This is a genomic window from Pseudomonas sp. WPR_5_2, assembly GCF_003634475.1.
Taxonomy (GTDB): domain Bacteria; phylum Pseudomonadota; class Gammaproteobacteria; order Pseudomonadales; family Pseudomonadaceae; genus Aquipseudomonas; species Aquipseudomonas izuensis.
Genome location: NZ_RBLA01000005.1, coordinates 411445 through 435840 on the forward strand (window position 1 = coordinate 411445; position 24396 = coordinate 435840).

The window sequence follows — 24396 nt, forward strand, 5'->3', positions numbered from 1 at the left end:
CTACCTCATGACTTGCGAAAAGCAGATTAGTTATAGCCCAGCTTTGCCCTCTGTCGAAGGCTGCCGGAAAAAATCAACAGCCGCTGGTGACCAGCGGTTATGCCCCTTCACCGTGCACGGTGGCGAGGACTTTACGAGCACCGCCATGATCACGGTGCTCGCCCAGGTAAACGCCTTGCCAGGTCCCTAACGCCAGTCGGCCCGCCGAAATCGGCAAACTGAGCTGACAGCCAAGTACGCTGGCCTTGAAGTGCGCCGGGAGGTCGTCCAGGCCTTCGTCGTTATGCTCATAGCCATCTGTTCCTTGTGGGATCAGACGATTGAAAAATCGTTCGAAGTCGCGACGTACCGCCGGATCGGCGTTCTCGTTGATGCTCAACGACGCCGAGGTATGCTGTAGACACAAATGCAACAGACCGACCCGACACGCCTTGAGTTCAGGCAGGCCGGCGAGTAACTCGTCCGTTACCAGATGAAAGCCCCGGGGCCTAGCCCGCAAGGTAATCAGAGTCTGTTGCCACATACAGTTCTCCGCACGTTCGGGGCGCATTCTAGCGCGCTCTGGGAAAAAACAAAGGCCCTAATAATCCTTCCATCATGTAAGCCTTCGGCGGCACAAACACACGCGTCGTAAACGTTCACAAAGCTGGAAGAAAAAACCTTTCAGCCGCACCACTAATGATAAATCGCGGACAAAAAAATGCCCGGCAAGCCGGGCAAGTTTTTACATGCGCGTGCTTACAAGTTGTAGCCGCGTTCGTTATGAAGTGCCAGATCGATACCGACCGATTCTTCTTCATCGGTGATGCGCAAGCCCATGACAGCATCCAGCACCTTGAGGATGATGAAGGTGGCGATCGCGGTGTAGATCACCGTGACGCCGACGCCCTTGCACTGAATCCAGACCTGCGCGGCAATGTCGGTCACGGTGCCGAAGCCACCTAGGGACGGTGCCGCGAATACACCGGTCAGGATCGCGCCGAGGATACCGCCGATACCGTGTACGCCGAATGCATCCAGGGAGTCGTCATAGCCGAGCTTGCGTTTCAGGGTGGTGGCACAGAAGAAGCACACCACGCCTGCTGCCAGGCCGATGATCAGCGAACCCATCGGGCCCACGGTGCCAGCGGCTGGAGTGATTGCCACCAGACCGGCGACCACACCCGAAGCGATACCCAATGCACTTGGTTTGCCGTGGGTGATCCACTCGGCAAACATCCAGCCCAGTGCAGCGGCAGCGGTTGCGATCTGGGTCACCAGCATCGCCATACCGGCCGTACCGTTGGCCGCGGCAGCGGAACCGGCGTTGAAGCCGAACCAGCCGACCCACAACATCGCTGCGCCCATCAGGGTGTAACCGAGGTTATGCGGTGCCATCGGGGTGGTCGGGAAGCCTTTGCGCTTGCCCAGTACCAGGCAGGCAACCAGGCCGGCCACACCGGCGTTGATGTGAACCACGGTGCCGCCCGCGAAGTCGAGCACGCCCCAGTCGCCCAACAGCGAACCCGGGCCGCTCCAGACCATGTGCGCGATTGGCGCGTAAACCAGGGTGAACCAGACGCCCATGAAGATCAGCATCGCGGAGAACTTCATCCGCTCGGCGAACGCACCGACGATCAACGCCGGGGTGATGATCGCAAAGGTCATCTGATAGGTAACGAACACCGCTTCAGGGAACAGCGCCGCCGGGCCAGTAATGCTGGCAGGCGTGATACCCGCAAGGAAGGCTTTGGCAAAGCTGCCGACGAAGGAGTTGAGGTTGACGACGTTGGCTTCCATCCCCGTGGTATCGAACGCCATGCTGTAGCCATAAATGAACCACAGGATGGTGATCAGACCGGTAATGGCGAAGCACTGCATCATCACGGAAAGAATGTTTTTGGACCGAACCATGCCGCCGTAGAACAGCGCGAGGCCAGGAATAGTCATGAACAGTACAAGGGCAGTTGAGGTCAGCATCCAGGCGGTATCGCCGGAATTGAGGACTGGAGGCGCCACCGGATCTGCCGCCAAAGCCAGGCCGGGCATTACGAGGGACAACAGGGCTCCTAGCCCTGCGAATTTACGCAGAGTCATTTTGTTTTCTCCTGGGGCGTTGGGTTTGTGGCGGCTTAGATCGCGTCGGTATCGGTTTCGCCGGTACGGATGCGAATCGCCTGTTCCAGATTGACCACGAAGATCTTGCCGTCACCGATCTTGCCGGTGTTGGCGGCCTTGGTTATCGCCTCGATAACCCGGTCAAGATCCTTGTCGTCAATGGCGACATCAATCTTCACCTTTGGCAGGAAATCGACCACGTACTCCGCGCCGCGATACAGCTCGGTATGACCCTTCTGCCGACCGAAGCCTTTGACTTCAGTGACGGTAATGCCCTGCACGCCGATCTCGGACAACGACTCGCGCACATCGTCCAACTTGAACGGCTTGATGATGGCAGTGACTAGCTTCATGAAAACTCTCTCCCGAATTGGTGGACTTGCCCCAGGAAAACAAACCCGTCTCAAGTCTAAGCGCAGTGCCTGGCTTTGTAACGCATCGTCGGCCTTACCCGCCCGCCCGACGCCGCTAACCGCTCCTTGCCAAACGCTCCCCGCGTTTCGCCTGGCGCACTGCATTCGTCACGGTGACTGCATCAGTGCATGGGTCACCAGGGTCTAAGCAGAAAGCTTGCCATCTCCACAAAATTCATAGTTTTCAAGCCGTTGCCGGTTGATGCCTGCCACTTCGCCACAACACCCGGCACGTTACGCACAACAACGGTGCAGCGCCGTCCATCCGCATGCGCGAAAAGCGTGCACCCCTTACCCACGGAATTGACTGTAGACACTGCGTGATACACTGCCCGCCATTGTCACCAGGACCTTTCCCCATGCTCGCGCCCAAAGACTTCCTCGACGCCCTGACCGGCACCGCCTCCCGACTCTTCAGCGGCGACACCCCGCTGCCGAAAGCCGAAATCGAAAGCCAGTTCAAGGCCCTGCTGCAAAGCGCCTTCAGCAAACTGGACCTGGTGAGCCGCGAAGAATTCGACAGCCAGATGGTCGTACTGGCACGCACCCGCGCCCGCCTCGAAAGCCTCGAAGCAAAAGTCGCGGAGATGGAAGCGAAGCTGAGCCCACCAACCGAGTAACACGCAAAGCCCACTGTAGAAACCCAATCCACTGTGGGAGCGAGCCTGCTCGCGATTGAAGGTCGGAACGACCTTCAGCTTCACCTGTAGGAGCTGCCGCAGGCTGCGATCTTTTTATCTCACAGCCCGCAAAGATCCCGGCAACGTCCTACAAGGTTCTCATCCGCCGTCCGATTGCGCCGCAATGCTCCGCTTCCTAAGCTCACCCTCAGCTGAATGTTCAGCGCCGGGTTTGGCGACCTGGAAGCTTAAGGAGCATGACGACCATCGACGCAAGTCATGGCGGTTGTGCGTGGGAGACCTCCGGGTCTGCCGGGTTCCTTTTGCTCCGGTTCGCCAACCCGCGTACAGCTGCCACCCAATTGTTTGGCGACAATTACCGGCAGCCCTTAGGCAAAAGGAGCTGTATCAATGAATCGAGATGATGCTTACCTGATTCCGCACGTCTTCACCCGCCACAAATTCCACCTCCACGCCCTGCTAATAGAAAACCAACCCTGGTTCAGCGCCCGCGACCTCGGGCGACTACTACGCCTCTACCTCAACGACCGCCAACTCCGAAAACTCGACCCCGATCAATACCAAACCGCTCCGATGGCAACACACGGTCAAATCGAAAACACCCTGCTAATCAGCGAATCCGGCGTCTACGCCCTCCTCGTCTACCACTACTGCCCCGAATACCGGGCTCTACGCGAATGGCTCACTCACGAAGTCGTCCCAACCCTGCGAGACACCCAACACCTCACCACAACCGAACGCCCACAATTAAGCCTGCTCAATTGGCCGCAAATGTCGTTGAGTCTGCTGCATTGGAATAACCAGCCATGGATCCGGTTGCAGGATGTTCCGCAGATGCTGATTGATCACGAACCACCCCAACGTGGCATGAACGCGCCGTGGTGGAAGCGAGCTTCACGGATGCTGCAATCGCTTTAAGCCCGTGACATTCAACCACGCTCAATTTGGGCTGAGCGCAAATCGTAGCTCGATTGCAGATTCAGCCAGAACTCGGGCGTGGTGTTCAGGTGGATGGATAGCTTCTTCGCCAGGCCCGCACTGACACCCCTCTGCTTGCTCACAACTTCGCTTACTTGAGCCTCAGGCTCGTTCAGCGAGCGAGCCAAATCCGCGACTGTAATCCCCAATAGCTTCAGAAACTCTTCGCTGAGAACTTCACCAGGATGAATCGGCCGCATTCCATTCCGGTTCATTTTCACCTCCTAAGGCTGCATAGAGCTGCGATCATAAGCAGCAACCATAATCAGGCAAGACCATCCGAATCCTTTCACTGGCGTCCTTCAACTATCTCGGCACGGTCCTACAAAAAGCAGTTCTTTGTCCCGGCTTATCAGCTCACACCCGCTCCTTTAAGCTTTTCTTCTTGGTATTCGATAGACGAGGTGTTTATGAGCCCAAAAAAGCGAAAGGCGAAGCTGCTACAAATTGTTGAATTCCACGCCGAAGCACGTCACCTGGCTGGAAACCTATCGGCCAATCAACTGCGCCTTATTGAAGTCGGCATCGCGCGTGGTAAAGAACTTGAGCCCGGGGGTGGTTGGCAGGTGGAAGAAATTGACTATTTTGTCGTGAAAGAAACCGTCTGAATGGCGGTTTTTTTGTGTCTCGCCATCAGCCTGCTTCATACAAGCAACATCCAGTGAAAATTTGCCTCTTCACCCACACCTCCGAAATCTCCTCCCCCAACTACCCTTCAAAAACCGCAGGAAGCGGCCCTCTACAACGCAAGGAACGACCATGTCCCTCTCCATCGTCCACAGCCGCGCCCAGATTGGCGTGGATGCCCCCGCTGTCACCGTCGAAGTCCATCTCGCCAATGGTTTGCCGTCGCTGACCATGGTCGGCCTGCCTGAGGCGGCGGTTAAGGAAAGCAAGGATCGGGTGCGCAGTGCGATCATCAATTCGGGGCTGCAATTTCCGGCGCGGCGGATCACGTTGAATCTGGCGCCGGCGGATTTGCCCAAGGATGGCGGGCGGTTCGATCTGGCGATTGCCCTGGGCATTCTCTCGGCCAGTGTGCAGGTGCCGACATTGACGCTCGATGATGTGGAGTGTCTTGGGGAGTTGGCGTTATCGGGCGCGGTGCGAGCGGTTCGAGGGGTGTTGCCGGCGGCGCTGGCGGCGCGCAAGGCCGGGCGCTGGTTGATGGTGCCACGAGCGAACGCCGAGGAAGCGTGCCTGGCGTCGGGGTTGAAGGTGATTGCGGTGGACCATTTGCTTGAGGCCGTCGCGCATTTCAATGGGCATACACCGATCGAGCCTTATGTTTCCAATGGCTTGCTGTACGCCAGCAAACCTTATCCCGACTTGAATGAGGTACAGGGTCAACTCTCGGCCAAGCGTGCCTTGCTGATTGCTGCCGCAGGCGCTCACAACCTGCTGTTTAGCGGGCCACCCGGAACGGGGAAAACGCTGTTGGCCAGCCGCCTGCCGGGATTGCTGCCGCCGCTGGCCGAAAATGAAGCACTGGAAGTGGCGGCGATTCAATCGGTCACCAGTTGCGTGCCGCTGAGCCATTGGCCGCAGCGGCCGTTTCGCCAGCCGCATCACTCGGCATCCGGGCCCGCGCTGGTGGGTGGAGGCTCCAAACCCCAGCCTGGCGAAATTACTCTCGCCCACCACGGTGTGCTGTTTCTGGACGAACTCCCGGAATTTGATCGCAAGGTATTGGAGGTGCTGCGCGAGCCGCTGGAGTCCGGGCATATCGTGATCTCACGGGCCAAGGATCGCGTGCGATTTCCGGCGCGCTTTCAATTGGTCGCGGCCATGAACCCCTGCCCCTGTGGATATCTTGGCGAGCCGAGCGGACGCTGCTCCTGCACGCCGGATATGGTGCAGCGCTACCGCAACAAGCTGTCAGGTCCGTTGCTCGATCGCATCGACCTGCACCTGACCGTCGCCCGGGAAGCCACGGCGCTGAATCCGGCGGCAAAACCTGGAGAAGACACGGCATCGGCTGCGGCGCAGGTTGCCGAGGCCCGCGAGCGACAGCACAAGCGCCAGGGATGCGCGAACGCGTTTCTTGATCTGCCAGGGCTGCGCCGTCACTGCAACTTATCCACAGTCGATGAAACCTGGCTGGAAACAGCCTGTGAGCGTCTGACGTTGTCGCTCAGATCAGCTCATCGATTGCTCAAGGTGGCGCGTACGCTGGCGGACCTTGAGAAGGTTGATGCGATCAGCCGGGAGCATCTGGCGGAAGCGTTGCAGTACCGGCCGGCGACGCAATAGTGCCGGGACCGTGTTGCCCCCAATCGCGAGCAGGCTCGCTCCCACAGGTTCCGCGTCGCTCATGCAATATCATATCGACGCCAATCCTGTAGGAGCGAGCCTGCTCGCGAAAGCGATTTCAGCCGCGCCTGGATGAAAGCGTTCTACCTCGGAACGCAAGACCGCCGCCAGCCTCTGCGGCGCCATCATCGCATCAACTCAAATGCACGACATCCGGCAATTCCATGGCCCGTACTTCACCTTGCAAAAAGTCGCTGAGCCGGCGCATGCGTTCACCGCCCGGACGTGTTTTCGGCCACACAAGGTAGTATTTCTCACCGCTGGCCACCGCCGTCGGCCACGGCAGGCTCAAACGTCCCTGGGCAACATCTTCCGCCACCATCAGCAAATCCCCCATGGACACGCCGTAACCCCTGGCCGCAGCGATCATGCCCAGCTCCAGCGTGTCGAACACCTGCCCGCCCTTGAGCGACACCTGATCGGCCAGGCCCATGCGCTCCAGCCAATTGCGCCAGTCGCGCCGGTCCGGCGTCGGGTGCAGCAGTTCGGTGTTGGCCAGGCGCGTGGCATCCCAGGGTGGATCGTTCGGCAGATTTGGCGCGCCCACCGGGATCAACTCCTCGGGAAACAGGTAACTCGCCTCCCAGTCCGGCGGGAAATGCCCGTTGCTCAGCAACACCGCACAATCGAATGGCTCATCGTTGAAGTCCACCGAATCGACATCCATCCAGGCGCTGGTCAGTTGCACCTCATTGCCCGGCTGCAAATGGCGGAAACGACTCAGCCGCGCCAGCAACCATCGCATGGTCAGGGTCGACGGAGCTTTCATGCGCAGAATGTCGTCTTCGGCGCGCAAGGTATTGCAGGCGCGCTCCAGGGCAGTGAAACCCTCGCGGATGCCCGGCAACAACAGCCGGGCCGACTCGGTCAGCTGCAGGTGGCGGCCACTGCGGTGAAACAAGCGGCAAGCAAAATGATCTTCGAGCGTACGAATATGCCGACTGACCGCACTTTGTGTGATCGACAACTCTTCGGCGGCACGGGTGAACGAACTGTGTCGCGCCGCCGCTTCGAATGCGCGCAGGGCATACAAGGGAGGAAGACGACGCGACATTGGGAAAGCTCCTACACCGGGATTCGGCCACCCTAGCAGAAACTGCCCAGCATGAGTTTGAATCATGCCATCCATCCTTTTTATCCCTTTGTGCAAACCCCGCGGAGCGCCGAGAATCGATGCTTTCCTGTTCACTCTGACAATCGAGCGTGATGACCATGCAGCATCCAGCACGTACTGAACTCTGGGCCATCCTGCGGCTGTCGGGGCCGTTGATCGCCTCGCAGTTGGCGCACATGCTGATGGTCCTCACCGACACCTTGATGATGGCGCGCCTGAGTCCCGAGGCGCTGGCCGGTGGCGGGCTCGGCGCGGCGAGTTATTCATTCGTGTCGATTTTCTGCATCGGCGTGATTGCGGCAGTCGGCACCCTGGTGGCGATCCGTCAGGGTGCAGGCGATATCCTCGGTGCGACCCGACTGACCCAAGCCGGGGTGTGGCTGGCGTGGCTGATGGCGCTGGGCGGCGGGCTGCTGCTGTGGAACCTCAAACCGGTCTTGCTGCTGTTCGGCCAGACCGAAAGCAACGTCCAGGCGGCTGGGCAGTTCCTGGTGTTCTTGCCCTTCGCCCTGCCCGGCTACCTGAGCTTCATGGCCCTGCGTGGCTTCACCAGCGCCATTGGCCGCGCGACACCGGTGATGGTCATCAGCCTGGGCGGCACGGTGGCCAACTTCCTGCTCAACTACGCGTTGATCACCGGCATGTTTGGCCTGCCGAAACTGGGCTTGATGGGCATCGGCCTGGTCACGGCGATTGTGGCCAACCTCATGGCGCTGGCCCTGGCGTGGCACATCCGCCGGCATCCGGCTTATGACGCCTACCCGCTGCGTCAGGGCCTGCTGCGGCTCAACCGGCAATACCTGAAGGAGCTATGGCGCCTGGGCTTGCCGATTGGCGGCACCTACGCAGTGGAAGTCGGGCTGTTTGCATTCGCGGCACTGTGCATGGGCACCATGGGCAGTACGCAGCTGGCGGCGCACCAGATCGCCCTGCAAATCGTTTCGGTGGCGTTCATGGTCCCGGCGGGGATTTCCTACGCGATCACCATGCGCATCGGCCAACACTACGGCGCCGGGCAACTGCTGGACGCGCGACTGGCCGGACGGGTCGGTATCGCGTTCGGCGCGGCCGCGATGCTGTGCTTTGCGATGGTGTTCTGGCTGCTGCCGAATCAGTTGATCGGTCTGTTCCTGGACCACAACGACCCGGCGTTCCGCGAGGTCATCAACCTCGCCGTGAGCCTGCTGGCGGTGGCGGCGTGGTTCGAGCTGTTCGATGGCACGCAAACCATCGCCATGGGCTGCATTCGTGGGCTCAAGGATGCCAAGACTACGTTCCTGGTCGGCCTGGGTTGCTATTGGTTGATTGGCGCGCCCGCCGCGTGGTGGATGGCGTTCCACTTGCACTGGGGCCCAACCGGTGTCTGGTGGGGGCTGGCACTGGGACTGGCGTGCTCGGCGGTGAGCCTGACACTGGCGTTTGAGTGGAAGATGAAGCGGATGATTCGGCGGGAGCCATCCCCGCAGCATTTCGACGCCATCCAGGCCAAATGAAAACCCGTGGGAGCTGGCTTGCCAGCGATGGCGATGGGTCAGACGACAGATGTGTTGAATGACAAACCGCTTTCGCTGGCAAGCCAGCTCCTACAGGGGGCTCGTGTCAAATTACCCCTTCCAGCGGCGGCTGCTGGCTACTGCCAAAGGTCAGGTATTCCACCAAATCAGGCAATGCCAACGGTTTGCTGATCAAATATCCCTGCACCTGATCACAGGCAAACCCGCGCAACAGATCCAGCTGCTCCGCCGTTTCCACGCCTTCGGCAACGACTTCGAGATTGAGGTTGTGCGCGAGGTTGATCATCGCGTGAACCAGTTTGCGGTTCTCTTCGCGCTGCTCCATACCGCCGACAAAGCTCTTGTCGATCTTCAGCAAGGTGATCGGCAAGCTGTTGAGGTGTACGAACGATGAGAACCCGGTGCCGAAGTCGTCGAGGGAGAAACGCACGCCCAGGCGCCCGAGGGCGTCCATGGTTTGCTTGACCAGATCACTGCGGCGCATGACCGCAGTTTCCGTCAGTTCGAATTCCAGCCATTGCGCCTCGACGCCACGCTCGGCAATCAGCCGGCTCAGGGTCGAGAGCAACTGACTGTCCTGGAACTGGCGGAACGACAGATTGATCGCCATGTGCAGCGGCGGCAAACCGCGTTCACGCAAGGCTTGCATGTCGCGCAAGGCCCGGGAAATCACCCAGTAACCCAGCGGCACGATCAAACCGCTTTGCTCGGCCAGCGGCACGAATTCGCTCGGTGGCAGCAAACCACGCTCGGCATGGCGCCAGCGCACCAGGGCTTCGAGGCCGACGATCTGCCCGTCCTCGAGATTCAGCCGTGGCTGGTAATGCAGTTCCAGCTCATCACGGCGCAACGCCCGGCGCAGCTCGGTTTCGAGGTCGGCGATACTGCGGGCATTACGGTTGATGCGTTCATTGAAGATGTGAAAGGTGCAGCCCTGGGTACTCTTGGCTTGCTGCATGGCGATGTGTGCATGCCACATCAACGGGTCGGCGCCGGCCTGGGCGCGGGCGTGGGCAATGCCCAGGCTGGAGCCGATCAACAGGCTTTCGCCATCGACCCAATAGGGCTCGGCCAGGGCTTCGGTGATGCGTTCGGCCATCCATTCGGCGCGCTGGGGGGCGCGACGGGTGTCGATCAGCAGGGCGAATTCATCGCTGCCCAGCCGCGCCAGTTGATCGCCGACCTCCAGCTGGCTCTTGAGACGCGCCACCACTTGCAGGATCAAACGATCGCCGGCCTGATGGCCAAGGGCATCGTTGGCGTGGCGGAAGTTGTCGAGATCAAGGTGCCCCAACGCCAGGCCACGGCCTTCGTTTTCAGCCAGGCGCGCCGTCAGCAAGGTCTGGAAACCCTGGCGGTTGGCGATGCCGGTCAGCGGGTCTTGCTCGGCCAGGCGCTGCAGCGTGGTTTCCAGCACGCCGCGCTCACGCACATGACGCAAGCAACGACGCAACATGCCGGGATCGAGATGATCGCGCACCAGCCAGTCGCTTACACCGTCAGGCGGGGTCAGCGGCTCATGTTCGAGCAGCAACACCGTCGGCAGACAGCAACGGCCTGGCGCCGGCTGGAGAGCCGGGATCGTCAACAACACCGCGCTGCGGTTGTCATCGAACAGACTGCTGACCGACTCCCAACTCGGCGCGCTGATGAGCACGGCCGAGCTCCCCATCGGAGCCAGACACTCGCGCAACAACGCTGCCCACGCTGGCTCTTCGGCCAATAGCAGCAAACGCAAGGGTTCGACAGGCGTAGACAAGCTAGCTCCCTAGACTCTGCAAAGATGTAGGCGACGGGCATTATGCCGTGCCGATAACCAATGACCAATGACATCAGTTATCAAACGAGGCCTCTGTATCCGGAAATACGAACATTAGCCGCAATTCCGTTGCGCATCCTGCGTGAAAGTAACAAAACCGGCAATTAGAGATCGCGTTGTACGTCACAAGTCGGAGAGAGCAGCACAAATTGCTGAGCCTGTTAAAATGCCGGCCCATTTCGTGACTGACTCCTGAATTTACCTATGTCCCGACTCAATCCCCGGCAGCAAGAAGCCGTGAGCTACGTCGGCGGCCCTCTTTTGGTGCTCGCCGGTGCAGGCTCCGGCAAGACCAGCGTGATCACGCGCAAGATTGCCCACCTGATCCAGAACTGCGGCATCCGCGCCCAGTACATCGTCGCCATGACCTTCACCAACAAGGCCGCGCGCGAGATGAAGGAACGGGTTGGCACCCTGCTGCGCGCCGGTGAAGGTCGCGGCTTGACGGTCTGTACCTTCCACAACCTGGGCCTGAACATCATCCGCAAGGAACACGTGCGGCTGGGCTACAAACCGGGCTTTTCGATCTTCGACGAGACCGACGTCAAGGCCCTGATGACCGACATCATGCAGAAGGAATACTCGGGCGACGACGGCGTCGACGAGATCAAGAACATGATCGGCGCCTGGAAAAACGACCTGATCCTGCCGGCCCAGGCCCTGGAAAACGCACGCAACCCCAAGGAACAGACCGCCGCGATCGTCTACACCCACTATCAGCGCACGCTCAAGGCGTTCAACGCGGTGGACTTCGACGACCTGATCCTGCTGCCGGTGAAGCTGTTCGAAGAGCACGCCGATATTCTGGAAAAGTGGCAGAACAAAGTGCGTTACCTGCTGGTGGACGAATATCAGGACACCAACGCCAGCCAATACCTGCTGGTGAAAATGCTCATCGGCAAACGCAACCAGTTCACCGTGGTAGGAGACGACGACCAGTCGATCTATGCCTGGCGCGGCGCGCGTCCGGAAAACCTGATGCTGCTCAAGGAAGACTACCCGTCCTTGAAAGTGGTGATGCTGGAGCAGAACTACCGCTCCACCAGCCGCATCCTGCGTTGCGCCAACGTGCTGATCTCGAACAACCCGCACGAATTCGAAAAGCAGCTGTGGAGTGAAATGGGCCACGGCGACGAGATCCGTGTCATCCGCTGCCGCAACGAAGACGCCGAAGCCGAGCGCGTGGCCATGGAGATCCTCAGCCTGCACCTGCGCACCGACCGCCCGTACAGTGATTTCGCGATCCTCTACCGCGGTAACTACCAGGCCAAGCTGATCGAGCTGAAATTGCAGCACCACCAGGTGCCTTATCGCCTGTCCGGCGGCAACAGCTTTTTCGGACGCCAGGAAGTAAAAGACCTGATGGCCTACTTCCGCCTCATCGTGAACCCGGACGACGACAATGCCTTCCTGCGGGTGATCAATGTTCCACGCCGGGAAATCGGTTCGACCACGCTGGAGAAGCTGGGCAACTACGCCACTGAGCGCAAGATCTCGATGTACGCCGCCACCGATGAAATCGGCCTGGGCGAACATCTGGACTCACGTTTCACCGATCGCCTGTCGCGCTTCAAGCGCTTCATGGACAGGGTCCGCGAGCAATGCGCCGGCGAAGACCCGATCTCCGCCCTGCGCAGCATGGTCATGGACATCGACTACGAGAACTGGCTGCGCACCAACAGCTCCAGCGACAAGGCCGCCGACTACCGCATGGGTAACGTCTGGTTCCTGATCGAGGCGTTGAAAAACACGCTCGAGAAGGACGAAGAAGGCGAAATGACCGTCGAGGACGCCATTGGCAAACTGGTGCTGCGCGACATGCTGGAGCGTCAGCAGGAAGAGGAAGACGGTGCCGAAGGCGTGCAGATGATGACCTTGCACGCCTCCAAGGGCCTGGAGTTTCCCTACGTGTTCATCATGGGCATGGAAGAGGAAATCCTTCCGCACCGTTCCAGTATCGAAGCCGACACCATCGAAGAGGAACGCCGCCTGGCCTACGTCGGGATTACCCGCGCGCGTCAGACCCTGGCCTTTACCTTCGCCGCCAAACGCAAGCAATACGGCGAGATCATCGACTGCGCACCGAGCCGCTTCCTCGATGAACTGCCGCCGGACGACCTGGCCTGGGAAGGCAACGACGACACCCCGACCGAAGTCAAAGCCGTTCGCGGCAACAACGCATTGGCGGATATACGCGCGATGTTAAAGCGTTAGAATTGACCACTTTTACTTAGACCTTCGGCGCCACAAGCGCCATTAGAGGACAGCTTCATGGAAGCACTGCACAAGAAAATCCGCGAAGAAGGCATCGTGCTTTCCGATCAGGTCCTGAAAGTCGACGCCTTTCTGAACCACCAGATCGACCCGGCCCTGATGAAGCTGATCGGCGACGAATTCGCCACGCTGTTCAAGGACTCGGGCATTACCAAGATTGTCACCATCGAAGCTTCGGGCATTGCCCCGGCGATCATGACCGGTCTGAACCTCGGCGTGCCGGTGATTTTCGCCCGCAAGCACCAGTCCCTGACCCTGACCGAAAACCTGCTGTCGGCCACCGTTTACTCGTTCACCAAGCAGACCGAAAGCACCGTGGCGATCTCCCCGCGCCATTTGACCAGCAGCGACCGCGTGTTGATCATCGATGACTTCCTGGCCAACGGTAAGGCGTCCCAGGCGCTGATCTCGATCATCAAGCAGGCCGGCGCCACCGTGGCTGGTTTGGGTATCGTGATCGAGAAGTCGTTCCAGGGTGGTCGTGCGGAACTGGATGCTCAAGGGTATCGCGTTGAGTCGTTGGCTCGGGTTCAGTCCCTGGCCGGTGGCGTCGTGACCTTCATCGAATAACGCCGCAAATCCTTGTAGGAGCTGGCTTGCCAGCGAAAGCGGCCTGACTGCCAGCAGAGATGTTGAATGTTATGGCCCCTTCGCTGGCAAGCCAGCTCCTACAAGGGATCGTCGTTCGTGGTTATGGGGCGGTGGCCTTGAGGCCGGTGAGCAGCAACCGCTGGAACAGGTCTTCTTTCAGGCCATCGGGGCTGGTCAGCTGCATCCGCTCCAGATGCTCGGGAAATTCCGAAGCCTGCGGCGCATCCAGCGCAGCCTTGCCCAACTCCAGTACCTCGCTCAGTTTGAATTTGCTCTTCAGCCAGTTAAGCGCCCGCAGCAGATCGCACTCCACCCCGGTGAAATCACAACCCAGCGGATACTCCGCAAGCAACTGCGCATGCCGCGCCTGAATCGCCTGCAACCTTTGCGGATGATTGTCGATGAAACGCGGATCGAGACGAAAATCCCCGGGCAACTTGCCAACCTTTTGCGCCTGCTCGATCAAACCCTGCTGAAAGCGTGAATCGCTGATATTCAGCAGCGCTTCAATCACCGCCGCATCCGTCTTGCCGCGCAGATCGGCAATGCCATATTCGGTGACCACGATGTCCCGCAGATGCCGCGGGATCGTGCAGTGGCCATACTCCCAGACGATGTTGGAACTGACCTCGCCACCCGATTCACGCCAGCTGCGCAGAAGCAGGATAGAACGCGCGCCCTCCAGCGCATGGCCCTGGGCAACAAAGTTGTACTGCCCGCCGACACCGCTGAGCACCCGCCCATCTTCGAGCTGATCCGCCACACCGGCGCCAAGCAGGGTCATGGTGAACGCGGTGTTGATAAATCGCGCATCGAGACGCTGCAAGCGCTTGAGCTCTTCCTGGCCATAGAGTTCGTTGATGTAGCTGATGCGGGTCATGTTGAATTCGAGCCGCTTATCCTGCGGCAGGCCGCGTAAGCGCTCGTAGAAACTGCGTGGCCCGAGGAAGAAGCCGCCGTGAACGCAGATGCCGTCATTCTGCGCCGCTTCATCGAGAGTGCCGGCATTGGCCTGTTGTTGAGTCTGTACGTCCGGGTAGACCTTGCGCCGCACAATCCCGGCATCGGCCAATACCAGCAGGCCGTTGACGAACATTTCGCTGCAACCGTACAGGCCCCTGGCAAAGGGTTCGAGGCCGCCTTCACGTTCGATCAGTTGCGCCCATTGGCTGAGGTTTATGTCCGCGAGCAACGCCTTGTACCCCTCGTTATCCGCCTGGCGCGCCAGCAACGCCGCCGTCAGCGCATCGCCCATGGCGCCGATACCGATCTGCAAAGTACCGCCATCGCGCACCAATGTACTGGCGTGCAGACCGATGAAATGGTCCTGGAAACCCACCGGCATGTTCGGCGTGGAGAACAGCGTGGTGCTGTCTTTCTCGTCGATCAGCAGGTCAAAGGTATCGATGCCGACTTCGGCGTCACCGGGCATGTAGGGCAAATCGGCGTGCACCTGGCCAACCATCAGGATCGTCTCCCCCGCGGCCCGACGCTTGGCAATCATCGGCAACAGGTCAAGGGTGATGTCCGGGTTGCAGCTCAGGCTCAAGCGGTCGGGATGCTCGCCATGACTGGCCACCCTTTGCGCCACCAGATTCAAGCCCGCAGCGTTGATGTCCCGGGCGGCATGGCTGTAATTGCTACTGACATAGTCCTGCTGCGCCGCAGCGCTATTGAGCAGACTGCCGGGCTGCATGAAGAATTGCTGAACATGAATATTGCCCGGCAGGTTGTCGCGATGCAGGTCGGCGAGGAAATCCAGCTCCGGATAATCACCGAAGACCCTTGCGATAAAGGGTTCGAGGAAGCGTTTTTGCAATCCGTCACCCAACGGAGGGCGACCCAGGCACAGCGCGGTATAGATCGTCAGCTGCCGCTGTGTCAGCTGCGCGATGCGCCGGTACAGCGCATTGACGAAAGGGTTGGGCTTGCCCAGGCCCAGGGGCAGGCCCATGTGAATATGCGCCGGCAAACGTGCCAGCACTTCATCGACCGCTTGCTCGATAGAACACAGCTGCACCATCCGATCCTCCCATGCATTCCATGAAGCAGGTTGGACCGAGCTTGCCGGGTCTTTGCTTCGGCCGCCACAAAAAACCTTGTAGGAGCGAGCGTGCTCGCGAAGCACCTGAATGCTCCGCGAGGTGCCAGGCTTGCCGTGTCATCGTTGACGACCATCGCGAGCGGGCTCGCTCCTACAGGGATCAGCGACCTTTATCGGAATCGCAGGCACAAAAAAGCCGCTCGCAAGCGGCTTTTTTGCTGCAGATGAAGGCTATTTCAGACCCGACATCTTCTGGATCGCACCTTTGAGCTCGGCGTCTGCGCAATCGGCGCAGGTGCCTTTTGGCGGCATCGAATTGAGGCCGGTGATCGCCTTCGCGAGCAGACCGTCAACACCGCCTTCTTTCTTGGCGCGCTCGCCCCAGGCGGCAGCATCACCTATCTTCGGCGCGCCCAACAGGCCGGTGCCATGGCAAGCGTTGCAATGTTTTGCAATGACTTCGTCAGGCGTCTTGGCACCACCACCGCCGCCGGCAGCAGAGGCCACTTCCATGCCCTTGCACTCTTGACCCTGAACGCAGACCTGGCCGACTGGCTCAAGGCGTTTAGCGATTGCGTCGTTGGTCGCAGCTTGAGCGCTGACAGCCCAGAGGGCCAGTACGGTTGCTGGTACGGCCAGCATTTTCATAATTAGGTTCACGCGTTCACCCTCAATGGTGGCTAGTCACGCCTACGGCCACGGTTCGCAGGCGGGCGCAAGTATAGCGGTAAGCCCGCGACACTGAAACAACCCCAAAGTCGAAGGGGTCTTGTTGCGCAACGGAAAAACAGCTTGGGTGCCTCCGCCATGCTGGCAGGGCGCCTCTTCTCTTAAAAGTTCGCGGGTGTAGCTGCGCTGATTAGTCGCGCCGGCGCATCGAACGGATTACGGAAACGGTGTGGCTTGGTACTTTCAAAGTAGTAGCTATCGCCGGCTTCGAGCACAAATGTTTCAAGCCCGACCACCAATTCCAGCCGACCTTCCACCAGAATTCCGGTTTCCTCGCCTTCGTGGGTGAGCATCTCGTCACCGGTATCGGCGCCTGGCGGGTAGATTTCATTGAGGAACGCGATAGCCCGGCTCGGGTGCGCCCGACCGACCAGTTTCATGGTCACGGCACCATCGGAAATGTCGATCAGCTCGTTGGCCTTGTAGACGATCTGAGTCGGCTTTTCCTGCAGGATCTCTTCGGAAAAGAACTCGACCATGGACATGGGAATTCCGCCCAGCACTTTGCGCAGCGAACTGATCGAGGGGCTGACGCTGTTCTTTTCGATCATCGAAATGGTGCTGTTGGTCACGCCCGCGCGCTTGGCGAGTTCACGCTGGGAAAGCCCTTTGAGCTTACGGATCGATTGCAGTCGTTCACCGACGTCCAAAGCTTGCGCCTCCAGGAATCAGGGTTGTTGAAATATTGATCGTTATCATGGCGACAGCGTTCAGTATTTACAACACCTCGACCTGAATCCTGTTCAGTGAGGCGACTTCCGGTTCGTAGCGCCCGGCGTCAGCTACCGGAATAGAGCATTGGCACCCGGCGCAGGTTGCAGAAAATCTGGTAAGGAATAGTGCCCCCCGCGATGGCCACGTCGCTGGCCAGGATGTTTTTGCCCCACAACTCCACGGTCGAGCCCAGGCCGGCTTGCGGAATATCAGTCAGGTCGACGCACAGCATGTCCATCGACACCCGGCCGATCAACTGGCTGCGTTGCCCGGCCACCAGCACCGGCGTACCGGTTGGCGCCAGCCGTGGATAACCGTCGGCGTAACCCATGGCCACCACGCCAACGCGCATCGGCTTTTGGGTGATGAATCTGGCACCGTAGCCGATCGGCTCGCCGGCCGGCAGTTCACGCACGCTGATCACTTTTGATTCGAGGGTCATCACCGGTTGCAAGCGCGAGGCCACGGCATTGGCTTCCTCGAACGGCGTGGCGCCGTAGAGCATGATGCCCGGACGCACCCAGTCACTCGGAATTTGCGGCCAACCGAGCACCGCCGGCGAATTACGCAGGCTGACTTCGGCTGACAACCCCTGACGCGCCGCTTCAAACACCGCGACCTGCTCGGCACTGGCCTGGCAGTTCAATTCGTCGGCACGGGCGAAGTGGCTCATCAGCACAATCCTCGCCACCTTGCCGCTGGCCAGCAGCCGTTGATAGGCCGGCTGATAATCCTTCGGATGCAGACCCACCCGGTGCATGCCCGAATCGAGCTTGAGCCAGACCGTGATCGGTTTGCTCAGTGCCGCTTTCTCGATGGCTTCGAGCTGCCACAACGAATGCACCACGCACCAGAAGTCATGCTCGACGATCAGCGGCAGTTCATCGGCTTCGAAAAAACCTTCCAGCAGCAACACCGGCGCGCGAATGCCGGCGGCACGCAGCTCCAGGGCTTCCTCGATGCAGGCCACGGCAAACCCGTCCGCTTCGGCTTCGAGCGCCTGGGCGCAACGCACCGCGCCATGACCATAGGCATCGGCCTTGATCACCGCGAGGGCTTTGGCACCCGTGACTTCACGGGCAATCTGGTAGTTGTGGCGCAGGGCTTGAAGGTCGATCAGGGCACGGGCAGGACGCATGGCGGCAGACTTCTGGTCGGTCGTTGGGAAGAAAAACCGGCGCTGCGGGCGGCGATAACCGCCAGTAGCACCGGGAGAGGGATTTTGCGTTGTTGATTACCGCAGCGCGACTACCGTGAACTCACTGATGAGCCGGCGCTGGGCTGCCATGTTTTGCAGGCTCCGGCAGTTTGCTGCCATAGCGGGAAATATCGAGGCCTTCGGCGCTGATCTGCGGCTTTTTCTTCGCCATCAGATCTGCCAGCAAGCGACCCGAGCCGCAAGCCATGGTCCAGCCGAGCGTACCGTGGCCGGTGTTCAAGAACAGGTTCTTGAACGGGGTAGCGCCGACAATCGGCGTACCGTCCGGCGTGGTCGGACGCAGACCGGTCCAGAAACTGGCCTGGGCCAGATCGCCGCCCTGAGGATAAAGGTCGTTGACGATCATCTCCAGGGTTTCGCGCCGACGCGGGTTCAGCGACAGGTCAAAACCGGCGATCTCCGCCATGCCACCGACGCGGATGCGGTTGTCGAAACGGGTGATCGCGACCTTGTAGGTCTCGTCGAGAATGGTCGAGGTCGGGGCCATCGCCGGGTTGGTGATCGGCACGGTCAGGGAGTAACCCTTGAGCGGATACACCGGTGCCTTGATGCCCAGCGGTTTGAGCAATTGTGGCGAATAACTGCCGAGTGCAAGCACGTAGCGGTCAGCGGTTTCCAGCTTGCCATCGATCCACACACCGTTGATGCGGTCGCCGGCGAAGTCGAGGCGCTGGATGTCCTGGCCGAAACGGAATTGCACACCCAGGTTCGCTGCCATCTCGGCAAGCTTGGTGGTGAACATCTGGCAGTCGCCGGTCTGGTCGTTCGGCAGGCGCAGGGCACCGGCGAGGATGTCAGTGACGCTGGCCAGGGCCGGTTCAACGCGGGCGATACCTTCGCGGTCGAGCAGTTCGAACGGCACGCCGGACTCTTTCAACACGGCGATGTCTTTCGCGGCACCGTCGAGCTGAGCCTGGGTGCGGAACAATTGGGTAGTCCCGAGGCTGCGGCCTTCGTAGGCGATGCCGGTTTCGGCGCGCAATTCGTCGAGGCAGTCACGGCTGTACTCGGACAGACGGACCATGCGCTCCTTGTTCACCGCGTAACGGCTGGCGGTGCAGTTGCGCAGCATCTGTGCCATCCACAGGTACTGGTCGATATCGGCGGTGGCCTTGATCGCCAGTGGCGCGTGACGCTGCAACAGCCACTTGATGGCTTTGAGCGGCACACCTGGCGCGGCCCACGGCGAGGCATAACCCGGCGACACCTGGCCGGCGTTGGCGAAACTGGTCTCCATGGCAGCAGCAGGCTGCCGGTCGACCACCACCACTTCAAACCCGGCACGGGCCAGATAATAAGCACTGGTGGTACCGATGACGCCGCTACCCAAGACCATAACGCGCATTTTCATATCCCTCATCGCGGCTGACCGCTGACGTGTGTAGTACAGAGCTTTAGATGTGCGCAGTGTAAAAAAGATTAGGCAGTGATTTTCACTATATAAGCGCCTATATTTGGCGACAATTCTCGGCAAAAACCCTTTTCACGGAGGCGCATCCCCTATGCGTACCAACACTCAAACCAAACGTGAGCTGGACAAGATCGACCGCAGCATCCTGCGGATCCTGCAAGCGGACGGGCGCATCTCTTTTACGGAGCTTGGGGAAAAGGTCGGGCTCTCGACTACACCCTGCACGGAGCGGGTGCGACGCCTGGAGCGCGAAGGGATCATCATGGGCTACAACGCGCGGCTCAATCCGCAGCACCTCAAGGGTAGTCTGCTGGTGTTCGTCGAGATCAGCCTGGACTACAAATCCGGCGATACTTTCGAGGAGTTCCGACGTGCAGTGCTGAAACTGCCTCATGTGCTGGAATGCCATCTGGTGTCAGGGGATTTCGACTATCTGGTGAAGGCGCGGATTTCCGAGATGGCCTCGTACCGCAAATTGCTGGGCGACATCCTGCTCAAGCTGCCCCATGTGCGCGAATCCAAGAGCTATATCGTGATGGAAGAGGTGAAGGAGAGTTTGAGTTTGCCGATTCCGGATTGAAGATTTGTGGTGCCTGTTCGGCCGTCTTCGCGAGCAGGCTCGCTCCCACAGTTGATCTTCAGTGGCAACAAACTCTGTGCACGACACGATTCCATTGTGGGAGCGAGCCTGCTCGCGAAGGCAGGCAACTCGGTCTGATTTTTAAACAAGAACCTGCCTGTTCGAAGCCATGTACTCGAACACCTGCTTCTCCACCCGCGGATGAATCAACTCCACGGGCCGCCGCCCATTGGGGCATGGCAAGGTCTGGGTGGTGCCAAACAGTCTGCAGATCAACGGCCGCTCGTCATACACCGTGCAGCCATTCGGCCCCAGGTGCACGCAATTGAGTTCGTCCATCGCCGCCTCCTGCTCGGCCCGGGTCTTGCGCGGCAGGCGCGACATTTCTTCCGGCGAAGTGGTCACCGGGCCACAGCAGTCATGGCAGCCGGGCACGCATTCGAAGGAGGGAATCTGCTGGCGCAGTGTGCGGATTTTCTGGCTGTTGCAGCTCATCGTGGCGCTGACCGATAACGGGATAGGGCGTGATTCTGAGGCAAAAGCCGCGATCCAGACAGCGGCAACCGACCAATGTTGCCCGCTTGCGAAGGTCCGGCTTATCCTCCGTCAAGTTTTCTAAACACACGTATCAGGATGACGCCCATGAATGCCGGTGCCCAGCACGCTGCCTCCTACTACGCCGCCAGCAGCCTGCCGCAGCCGGATTATCCGGCGCTCACAGGCGAAGTACTGGCCGACGTGTGCGTGGTCGGTGGTGGTTTCTCGGGATTGAACACGGCGCTGGAATTGGCTGAACGCGGCCTCAGCGTGGTGTTGCTCGAAGCCCGCAAGATCGGCTGGGGCGCCAGCGGGCGCAACGGCGGGCAGCTGATTCGCGGGGTCGGCCACGGCCTAGATCAGTTCGCAAACATCATCGGTGCCGACGGCGTGCGTCAGATGAAACTCATGGGTTTGGAAGCCGTGGAAATCGTCCGACAGCGGGTCGACCGTTTTCAGATCCCCTGCGACCTGACCTGGGGTTACTGCGACCTGGCCAACAAGCCCCGCGACCTGGAAGGTTTTGCCGAAGACGCCGAAGAACTGCGCAGCCTCGGTTATCGCTACGAAACCCGCCTGCTGCAAGCTCACGAAATGCACACCGTGGTGGGCTCCGACCGCTATGTGGGCGGCCTGATCGACATGGGCTCCGGGCATTTGCACCCGCTGAACCTGGCGCTGGGCGAAGCTGCCGCCGCGCAACAACTGGGCGTGAAATTGTTCGAGCAGTCGGCTGTCATCCGCATCGATTACGGACCCGAAATCAAGGTGCATACCGCCCAAGGCACGGTCCGCGCCAAGACGTTGGTGCTGGGCTGCAATGCCTACCTCAATGAACTCAACCCCGAACTCAGCGGCAAGGTCCTGCCCGCCGGCAGCTACATCATCGCCACCGAGCCCTTGAGCGAAGAACTGGCGCATTCACTATTGCCGCAAAACATGGCGGTCTGCGATCAACGGGTGGCGCTGGACTATTATCGGCTCTCGGCCGACCGCCGCTTGCTGTTCGGCGGCGCCTGCCATTATTCGGGACGGGACCCTAAAGACATCGCGGCCTATATGCGGCCGAAGATGCTGGATGTTTTTCCGCAATTAGGCGACGTGAAGATCGATTATCAATGGGGCGGCATGATCGGCATCGGCGCCAATCGCCTGCCGCAGATCGGTCGGCTCAAAGACCAGCCGAATGTGTATTACGCCCAGGCTTATTCCGGGCATGGCGTAAACGCCACGCACCTGGCGGGCAAGCTGTTGGCTGAGGCGATCAGCGGACAACAGAGTGGAGGCTTTGACCTGTTTGCGAAGGTGCCACACATTACCTTCCCGGGTGGCAGGCATTTGCGCTCGCCGTTGTTGGCGCTGGGGATGTTGTGGCATCGGTTCAAAGAGTGGGCCTGATGTCGTTGTGTCGCTTTTTAAGGGCGCTTTCGCTGGCAAGCCAGCTCCTACAAGGACCGCGCGAACCCCGTAGGAGCTGGCTTGCCAGCGAATGGATCTAAATCACACCGCAAAAATCAGATCCGCCAGAAAGGCTTCAGCCCCTCCTCCCGCGCCTGCTCACGGCTCAAGCCGACATCCTTGAGCTGCTCTGGCGTGAGGCTTAGCAATGCCCTGCGCGTGTGCAGACGATGCCAGAACAGATCCCAGCGACTCAAGCCACGCGGTGCATTGCGCATCGTCGCCCCGCGCGCACCGTTGTCTTGCCCTTTCGCCAGTTCCTGACTGTGTAACGTCAGCCGCACATCGCTCAAGCCGTTCATTTTGATTGCTCCTGTTTACTTGGGTAGCCAGAGCTTTCATGATGCGTGGACGACGAAAACCATTACAGATTCAACACAGCTGTATTATTTCCATACAGATTTGACAATCCAAGCTCTGAATCTTGAATTTTTGCCCCATCTGTACTGGTCAACCGAATCACCCACATCGAGACTGCACCATGACCCTTTACGTCAACCTCGCCGAACTGCTCGGCACGCGTATCGAGCAGGGCTTCTATCGCCCGGGTGACCGGTTGCCGTCGGTGCGGGCGCTGAGCGTCGAACATGGCGTCAGCCTGAGCACCGTGCAGCAGGCTTACCGCATGCTGGAAGACAGCGGCCTGGCTACGCCAAGGCCTAAATCCGGGTATTTCGTGCCGGTCAGTCGCGAGTTGCCGGAATTGCCGGCGGTGGGCCGCCCCGCTCAGCGGCCCGTGGACATTTCCCAATGGGATCAGGTGCTGGAACTGATCCGCGCGGTGCCGCGCAAGGATGTGGTGCAACTGGGTCGCGGCATGCCGGACATCACCACCCCGACCTTGAAACCTCTGCTGCGTGGCCTGGCGAAGCTCAGTCGCCGGCAGGACATGCCCGGTCTGTATTACGACAACATTCACGGCAACCTTGAACTGCGCGAACAGATCGCTCGGCTGATGCTCGATTCCGGCTGCCAGCTGAGCCCCGGCGACCTGGTGGTGACGACCGGCTGCCACGAGGCGTTGTCCACCAGCATTCGTTCGATCTGCGAGCCAGGCGATATCGTGGCCGTGGATTCGCCGAGCTTTCATGGCGCCATGCAAACCCTCAAGGGCCTGGGCATGAAAGCCCTGGAAATCCCCACCGACCCGCTCACCGGGATCAGTCTGGACGCACTGGAACTGGCCCTGGAGCAATGGCCGATCAAAGCCATACAGTTGACCCCCAATTGCAACAACCCACTGGGCTACATCATGCCGGAGTCGCGAAAACGCGCGTTGTTGACGCTCGCACAGCGTTTCGACGTGGCGATCATCGAAGACGATGTGTATGGCGAACTTGCCTACACCTATCCGCGCCCACGCACGATCAAATCCTTCGACGAGGACGGCCGCGTCCTGCTGTGCAGTTCATTTTCCAAGACCCTCGCCCCCGGCCTGCGTATCGGCTGGGTTGCGCCCGGACGTTATCTGGAACGGGTGCTGCACATGAAATACATCAGCACCGGCTCCACCGCGCCGCAGCCCCAGATTGCCATCGCCGAATTCCTCAAGAGCGGTCACTTCGAACCGCATTTGCGGCGGATGCGCACTCAATACCAGCGTAATCGCGATGTCATGATCGATTGGGTCACCCGCTACTTCCCCGCCGGTACCCGCGCCAGCCGTCCACAAGGCAGCTTCATGCTGTGGGTTGAACTGCCGGAAGGCTTTGACACCTTGAAACTGAATCGTGACTTGCATGATCAAGGCGTACAGATTGCCGTCGGCAGCATCTTTTCTGCCTCTGGCAAGTACCGCAATTGCCTGCGCATGAACTACGCTGCCAAACCAACGGCACAGATTGAAGACGCCGTGCGCAAGGTCGGCACCGCCGCCATCAAACTGCTGGCGCAAACCGATGGGCTGACCGACTGACCTTTCTGCGGAGATCAACGTCCATATGCCAACAT

The 24396-nt window shown here is 59.9% G+C and carries 23 protein-coding genes; 10 read left to right on the forward strand and 13 right to left on the reverse strand.

The features are described 5' to 3' along the window. Window positions 1-97: 97 nt before the first annotated feature. The 3 genes from BJ917_RS20345 to glnK form a co-directional block, all read right to left on the reverse strand. Window positions 98-523: a secondary thiamine-phosphate synthase enzyme YjbQ gene (locus tag BJ917_RS20345; RefSeq protein WP_096514255.1), complete on the reverse strand. Its 426-nt coding sequence runs from the start codon at window positions 521-523 to the stop codon at window positions 98-100. 215 nt (window positions 524-738) lie between these two features. Beyond that, window positions 739-2076, reverse strand: coding sequence for an ammonium transporter (locus tag BJ917_RS20350; RefSeq protein WP_096514254.1), 1338 nt, complete (start codon window positions 2074-2076; stop codon window positions 739-741). Between the two features lie 35 nt (window positions 2077-2111). Continuing rightward, window positions 2112-2450, reverse strand: coding sequence for a P-II family nitrogen regulator (glnK, locus tag BJ917_RS20355; RefSeq protein WP_002555808.1), 339 nt, complete (start codon window positions 2448-2450; stop codon window positions 2112-2114). Between the two features lie 419 nt (window positions 2451-2869). Here glnK and BJ917_RS20360 point away from each other — a divergent pair, with 419 nt between their 5' ends. Beyond that, a complete protein-coding gene (locus BJ917_RS20360; protein ID WP_121104272.1) occupies window positions 2870-3130 on the forward strand; it encodes an accessory factor UbiK family protein in 261 nt (86 codons plus the stop codon). Window positions 3131-3541: 411 nt separating this feature from the next. Then, window positions 3542-4069, forward strand: a complete 528-nt coding sequence (locus BJ917_RS20365; protein WP_121104274.1) for a Bro-N domain-containing protein — start codon at window positions 3542-3544, stop codon at window positions 4067-4069. A gap of 11 nt (window positions 4070-4080) precedes the next feature. Here the strand turns inward: BJ917_RS20365 and BJ917_RS20370 are convergent, their stop codons facing one another. Continuing rightward, window positions 4081-4344: a HigA family addiction module antitoxin gene (locus BJ917_RS20370; protein WP_121104276.1), complete on the reverse strand. Its 264-nt coding sequence runs from the start codon at window positions 4342-4344 to the stop codon at window positions 4081-4083. A gap of 195 nt (window positions 4345-4539) precedes the next feature. On the opposite strand from BJ917_RS20370, the gene BJ917_RS20375 reads away from it, so the two are divergent. After that, entirely contained in the window at window positions 4540-4737 is a 198-nt protein-coding gene (locus BJ917_RS20375) for a hypothetical protein (RefSeq protein WP_096514250.1), read from the forward strand. A 151-nt stretch (window positions 4738-4888) separates the two neighbouring features. Further along, window positions 4889-6382 carry a YifB family Mg chelatase-like AAA ATPase gene (locus BJ917_RS20380; RefSeq protein WP_121104278.1) on the forward strand — a complete coding sequence of 498 codons (1494 nt, stop codon included), beginning with the start codon at window positions 4889-4891 and terminating at the stop codon, window positions 6380-6382. A 193-nt stretch (window positions 6383-6575) separates the two neighbouring features. Here the strand turns inward: BJ917_RS20380 and BJ917_RS20385 are convergent, their stop codons facing one another. Next, window positions 6576-7496 (reverse strand): LysR substrate-binding domain-containing protein, encoded by a 921-nt coding sequence (locus BJ917_RS20385; RefSeq protein ID WP_096514248.1) that lies wholly within the window; start codon window positions 7494-7496, stop codon window positions 6576-6578. 158 nt (window positions 7497-7654) lie between these two features. Here BJ917_RS20385 and BJ917_RS20390 point away from each other — a divergent pair, with 158 nt between their 5' ends. Beyond that, the gene (locus BJ917_RS20390) at window positions 7655-9049 is read left to right on the forward strand and encodes a NorM family multidrug efflux MATE transporter (RefSeq protein WP_096515622.1); all 1395 of its coding nucleotides are present in this window, start codon (window positions 7655-7657) and stop codon (window positions 9047-9049) included. A gap of 106 nt (window positions 9050-9155) precedes the next feature. Here the strand turns inward: BJ917_RS20390 and BJ917_RS20395 are convergent, their stop codons facing one another. Beyond that, complete coding sequence (locus BJ917_RS20395) at window positions 9156-10829, reverse strand: bifunctional diguanylate cyclase/phosphodiesterase (RefSeq protein ID WP_096514247.1); 1674 nt, start codon at window positions 10827-10829, stop codon at window positions 9156-9158. A gap of 264 nt (window positions 10830-11093) precedes the next feature. On the opposite strand from BJ917_RS20395, the gene rep reads away from it, so the two are divergent. Together rep and BJ917_RS20405 are read left to right on the forward strand one after the other, a co-directional pair. Further along, entirely contained in the window at window positions 11094-13103 is a 2010-nt protein-coding gene (gene rep / locus BJ917_RS20400) for a DNA helicase Rep (protein WP_007975144.1), read from the forward strand. Between the two features lie 57 nt (window positions 13104-13160). After that, the gene (locus tag BJ917_RS20405) at window positions 13161-13733 is read left to right on the forward strand and encodes a xanthine phosphoribosyltransferase (RefSeq protein WP_020799401.1); all 573 of its coding nucleotides are present in this window, start codon (window positions 13161-13163) and stop codon (window positions 13731-13733) included. A 121-nt stretch (window positions 13734-13854) separates the two neighbouring features. On the opposite strand, the gene BJ917_RS20410 is transcribed toward BJ917_RS20405, so the two are convergent. The 5 genes from BJ917_RS20410 to dadA all read right to left on the reverse strand — a co-directional run bounded on the left by BJ917_RS20410 (window position 13855) and on the right by dadA (window position 19805). Next, entirely contained in the window at window positions 13855-15777 is a 1923-nt protein-coding gene (locus tag BJ917_RS20410) for an acetyl-CoA hydrolase/transferase C-terminal domain-containing protein (protein WP_121104280.1), read from the reverse strand. A 252-nt stretch (window positions 15778-16029) separates the two neighbouring features. Then, window positions 16030-16446, reverse strand: a complete 417-nt coding sequence (locus tag BJ917_RS20420) for a cytochrome c5 family protein (RefSeq protein ID WP_096514245.1) — start codon at window positions 16444-16446, stop codon at window positions 16030-16032. 182 nt (window positions 16447-16628) lie between these two features. Beyond that, window positions 16629-17177, reverse strand: a complete 549-nt coding sequence (locus BJ917_RS20425) for a cupin domain-containing protein (protein WP_007947433.1) — start codon at window positions 17175-17177, stop codon at window positions 16629-16631. Window positions 17178-17305: 128 nt separating this feature from the next. Continuing rightward, window positions 17306-18379 (reverse strand): alanine racemase, encoded by a 1074-nt coding sequence (gene alr / locus BJ917_RS20430; RefSeq protein ID WP_121104282.1) that lies wholly within the window; start codon window positions 18377-18379, stop codon window positions 17306-17308. A 121-nt stretch (window positions 18380-18500) separates the two neighbouring features. Next, window positions 18501-19805 carry a D-amino acid dehydrogenase gene (gene dadA / locus BJ917_RS20435; protein WP_096515620.1) on the reverse strand — a complete coding sequence of 435 codons (1305 nt, stop codon included), beginning with the start codon at window positions 19803-19805 and terminating at the stop codon, window positions 18501-18503. Window positions 19806-19962: 157 nt separating this feature from the next. Between dadA and BJ917_RS20440 the strand changes: the two genes are divergently transcribed. Continuing rightward, a complete protein-coding gene (locus BJ917_RS20440; RefSeq protein WP_095194410.1) occupies window positions 19963-20451 on the forward strand; it encodes an Lrp/AsnC ligand binding domain-containing protein in 489 nt (162 codons plus the stop codon). 141 nt (window positions 20452-20592) lie between these two features. On the opposite strand, the gene BJ917_RS20445 is transcribed toward BJ917_RS20440, so the two are convergent. Continuing rightward, window positions 20593-20946: a YkgJ family cysteine cluster protein gene (locus BJ917_RS20445; RefSeq protein ID WP_095194411.1), complete on the reverse strand. Its 354-nt coding sequence runs from the start codon at window positions 20944-20946 to the stop codon at window positions 20593-20595. Window positions 20947-21093: 147 nt separating this feature from the next. Between BJ917_RS20445 and BJ917_RS20450 the strand changes: the two genes are divergently transcribed. Next, window positions 21094-22386, forward strand: a complete 1293-nt coding sequence (locus tag BJ917_RS20450) for an FAD-binding oxidoreductase (protein WP_096514242.1) — start codon at window positions 21094-21096, stop codon at window positions 22384-22386. Between the two features lie 116 nt (window positions 22387-22502). On the opposite strand, the gene BJ917_RS20455 is transcribed toward BJ917_RS20450, so the two are convergent. Next, window positions 22503-22748, reverse strand: a complete 246-nt coding sequence (locus tag BJ917_RS20455; protein ID WP_096514241.1) for a DUF1127 domain-containing protein — start codon at window positions 22746-22748, stop codon at window positions 22503-22505. Between the two features lie 179 nt (window positions 22749-22927). On the opposite strand from BJ917_RS20455, the gene BJ917_RS20460 reads away from it, so the two are divergent. Next, window positions 22928-24361 carry a PLP-dependent aminotransferase family protein gene (locus BJ917_RS20460; RefSeq protein WP_096514240.1) on the forward strand — a complete coding sequence of 478 codons (1434 nt, stop codon included), beginning with the start codon at window positions 22928-22930 and terminating at the stop codon, window positions 24359-24361. Window positions 24362-24396: the final 35 nt, after the last annotated feature.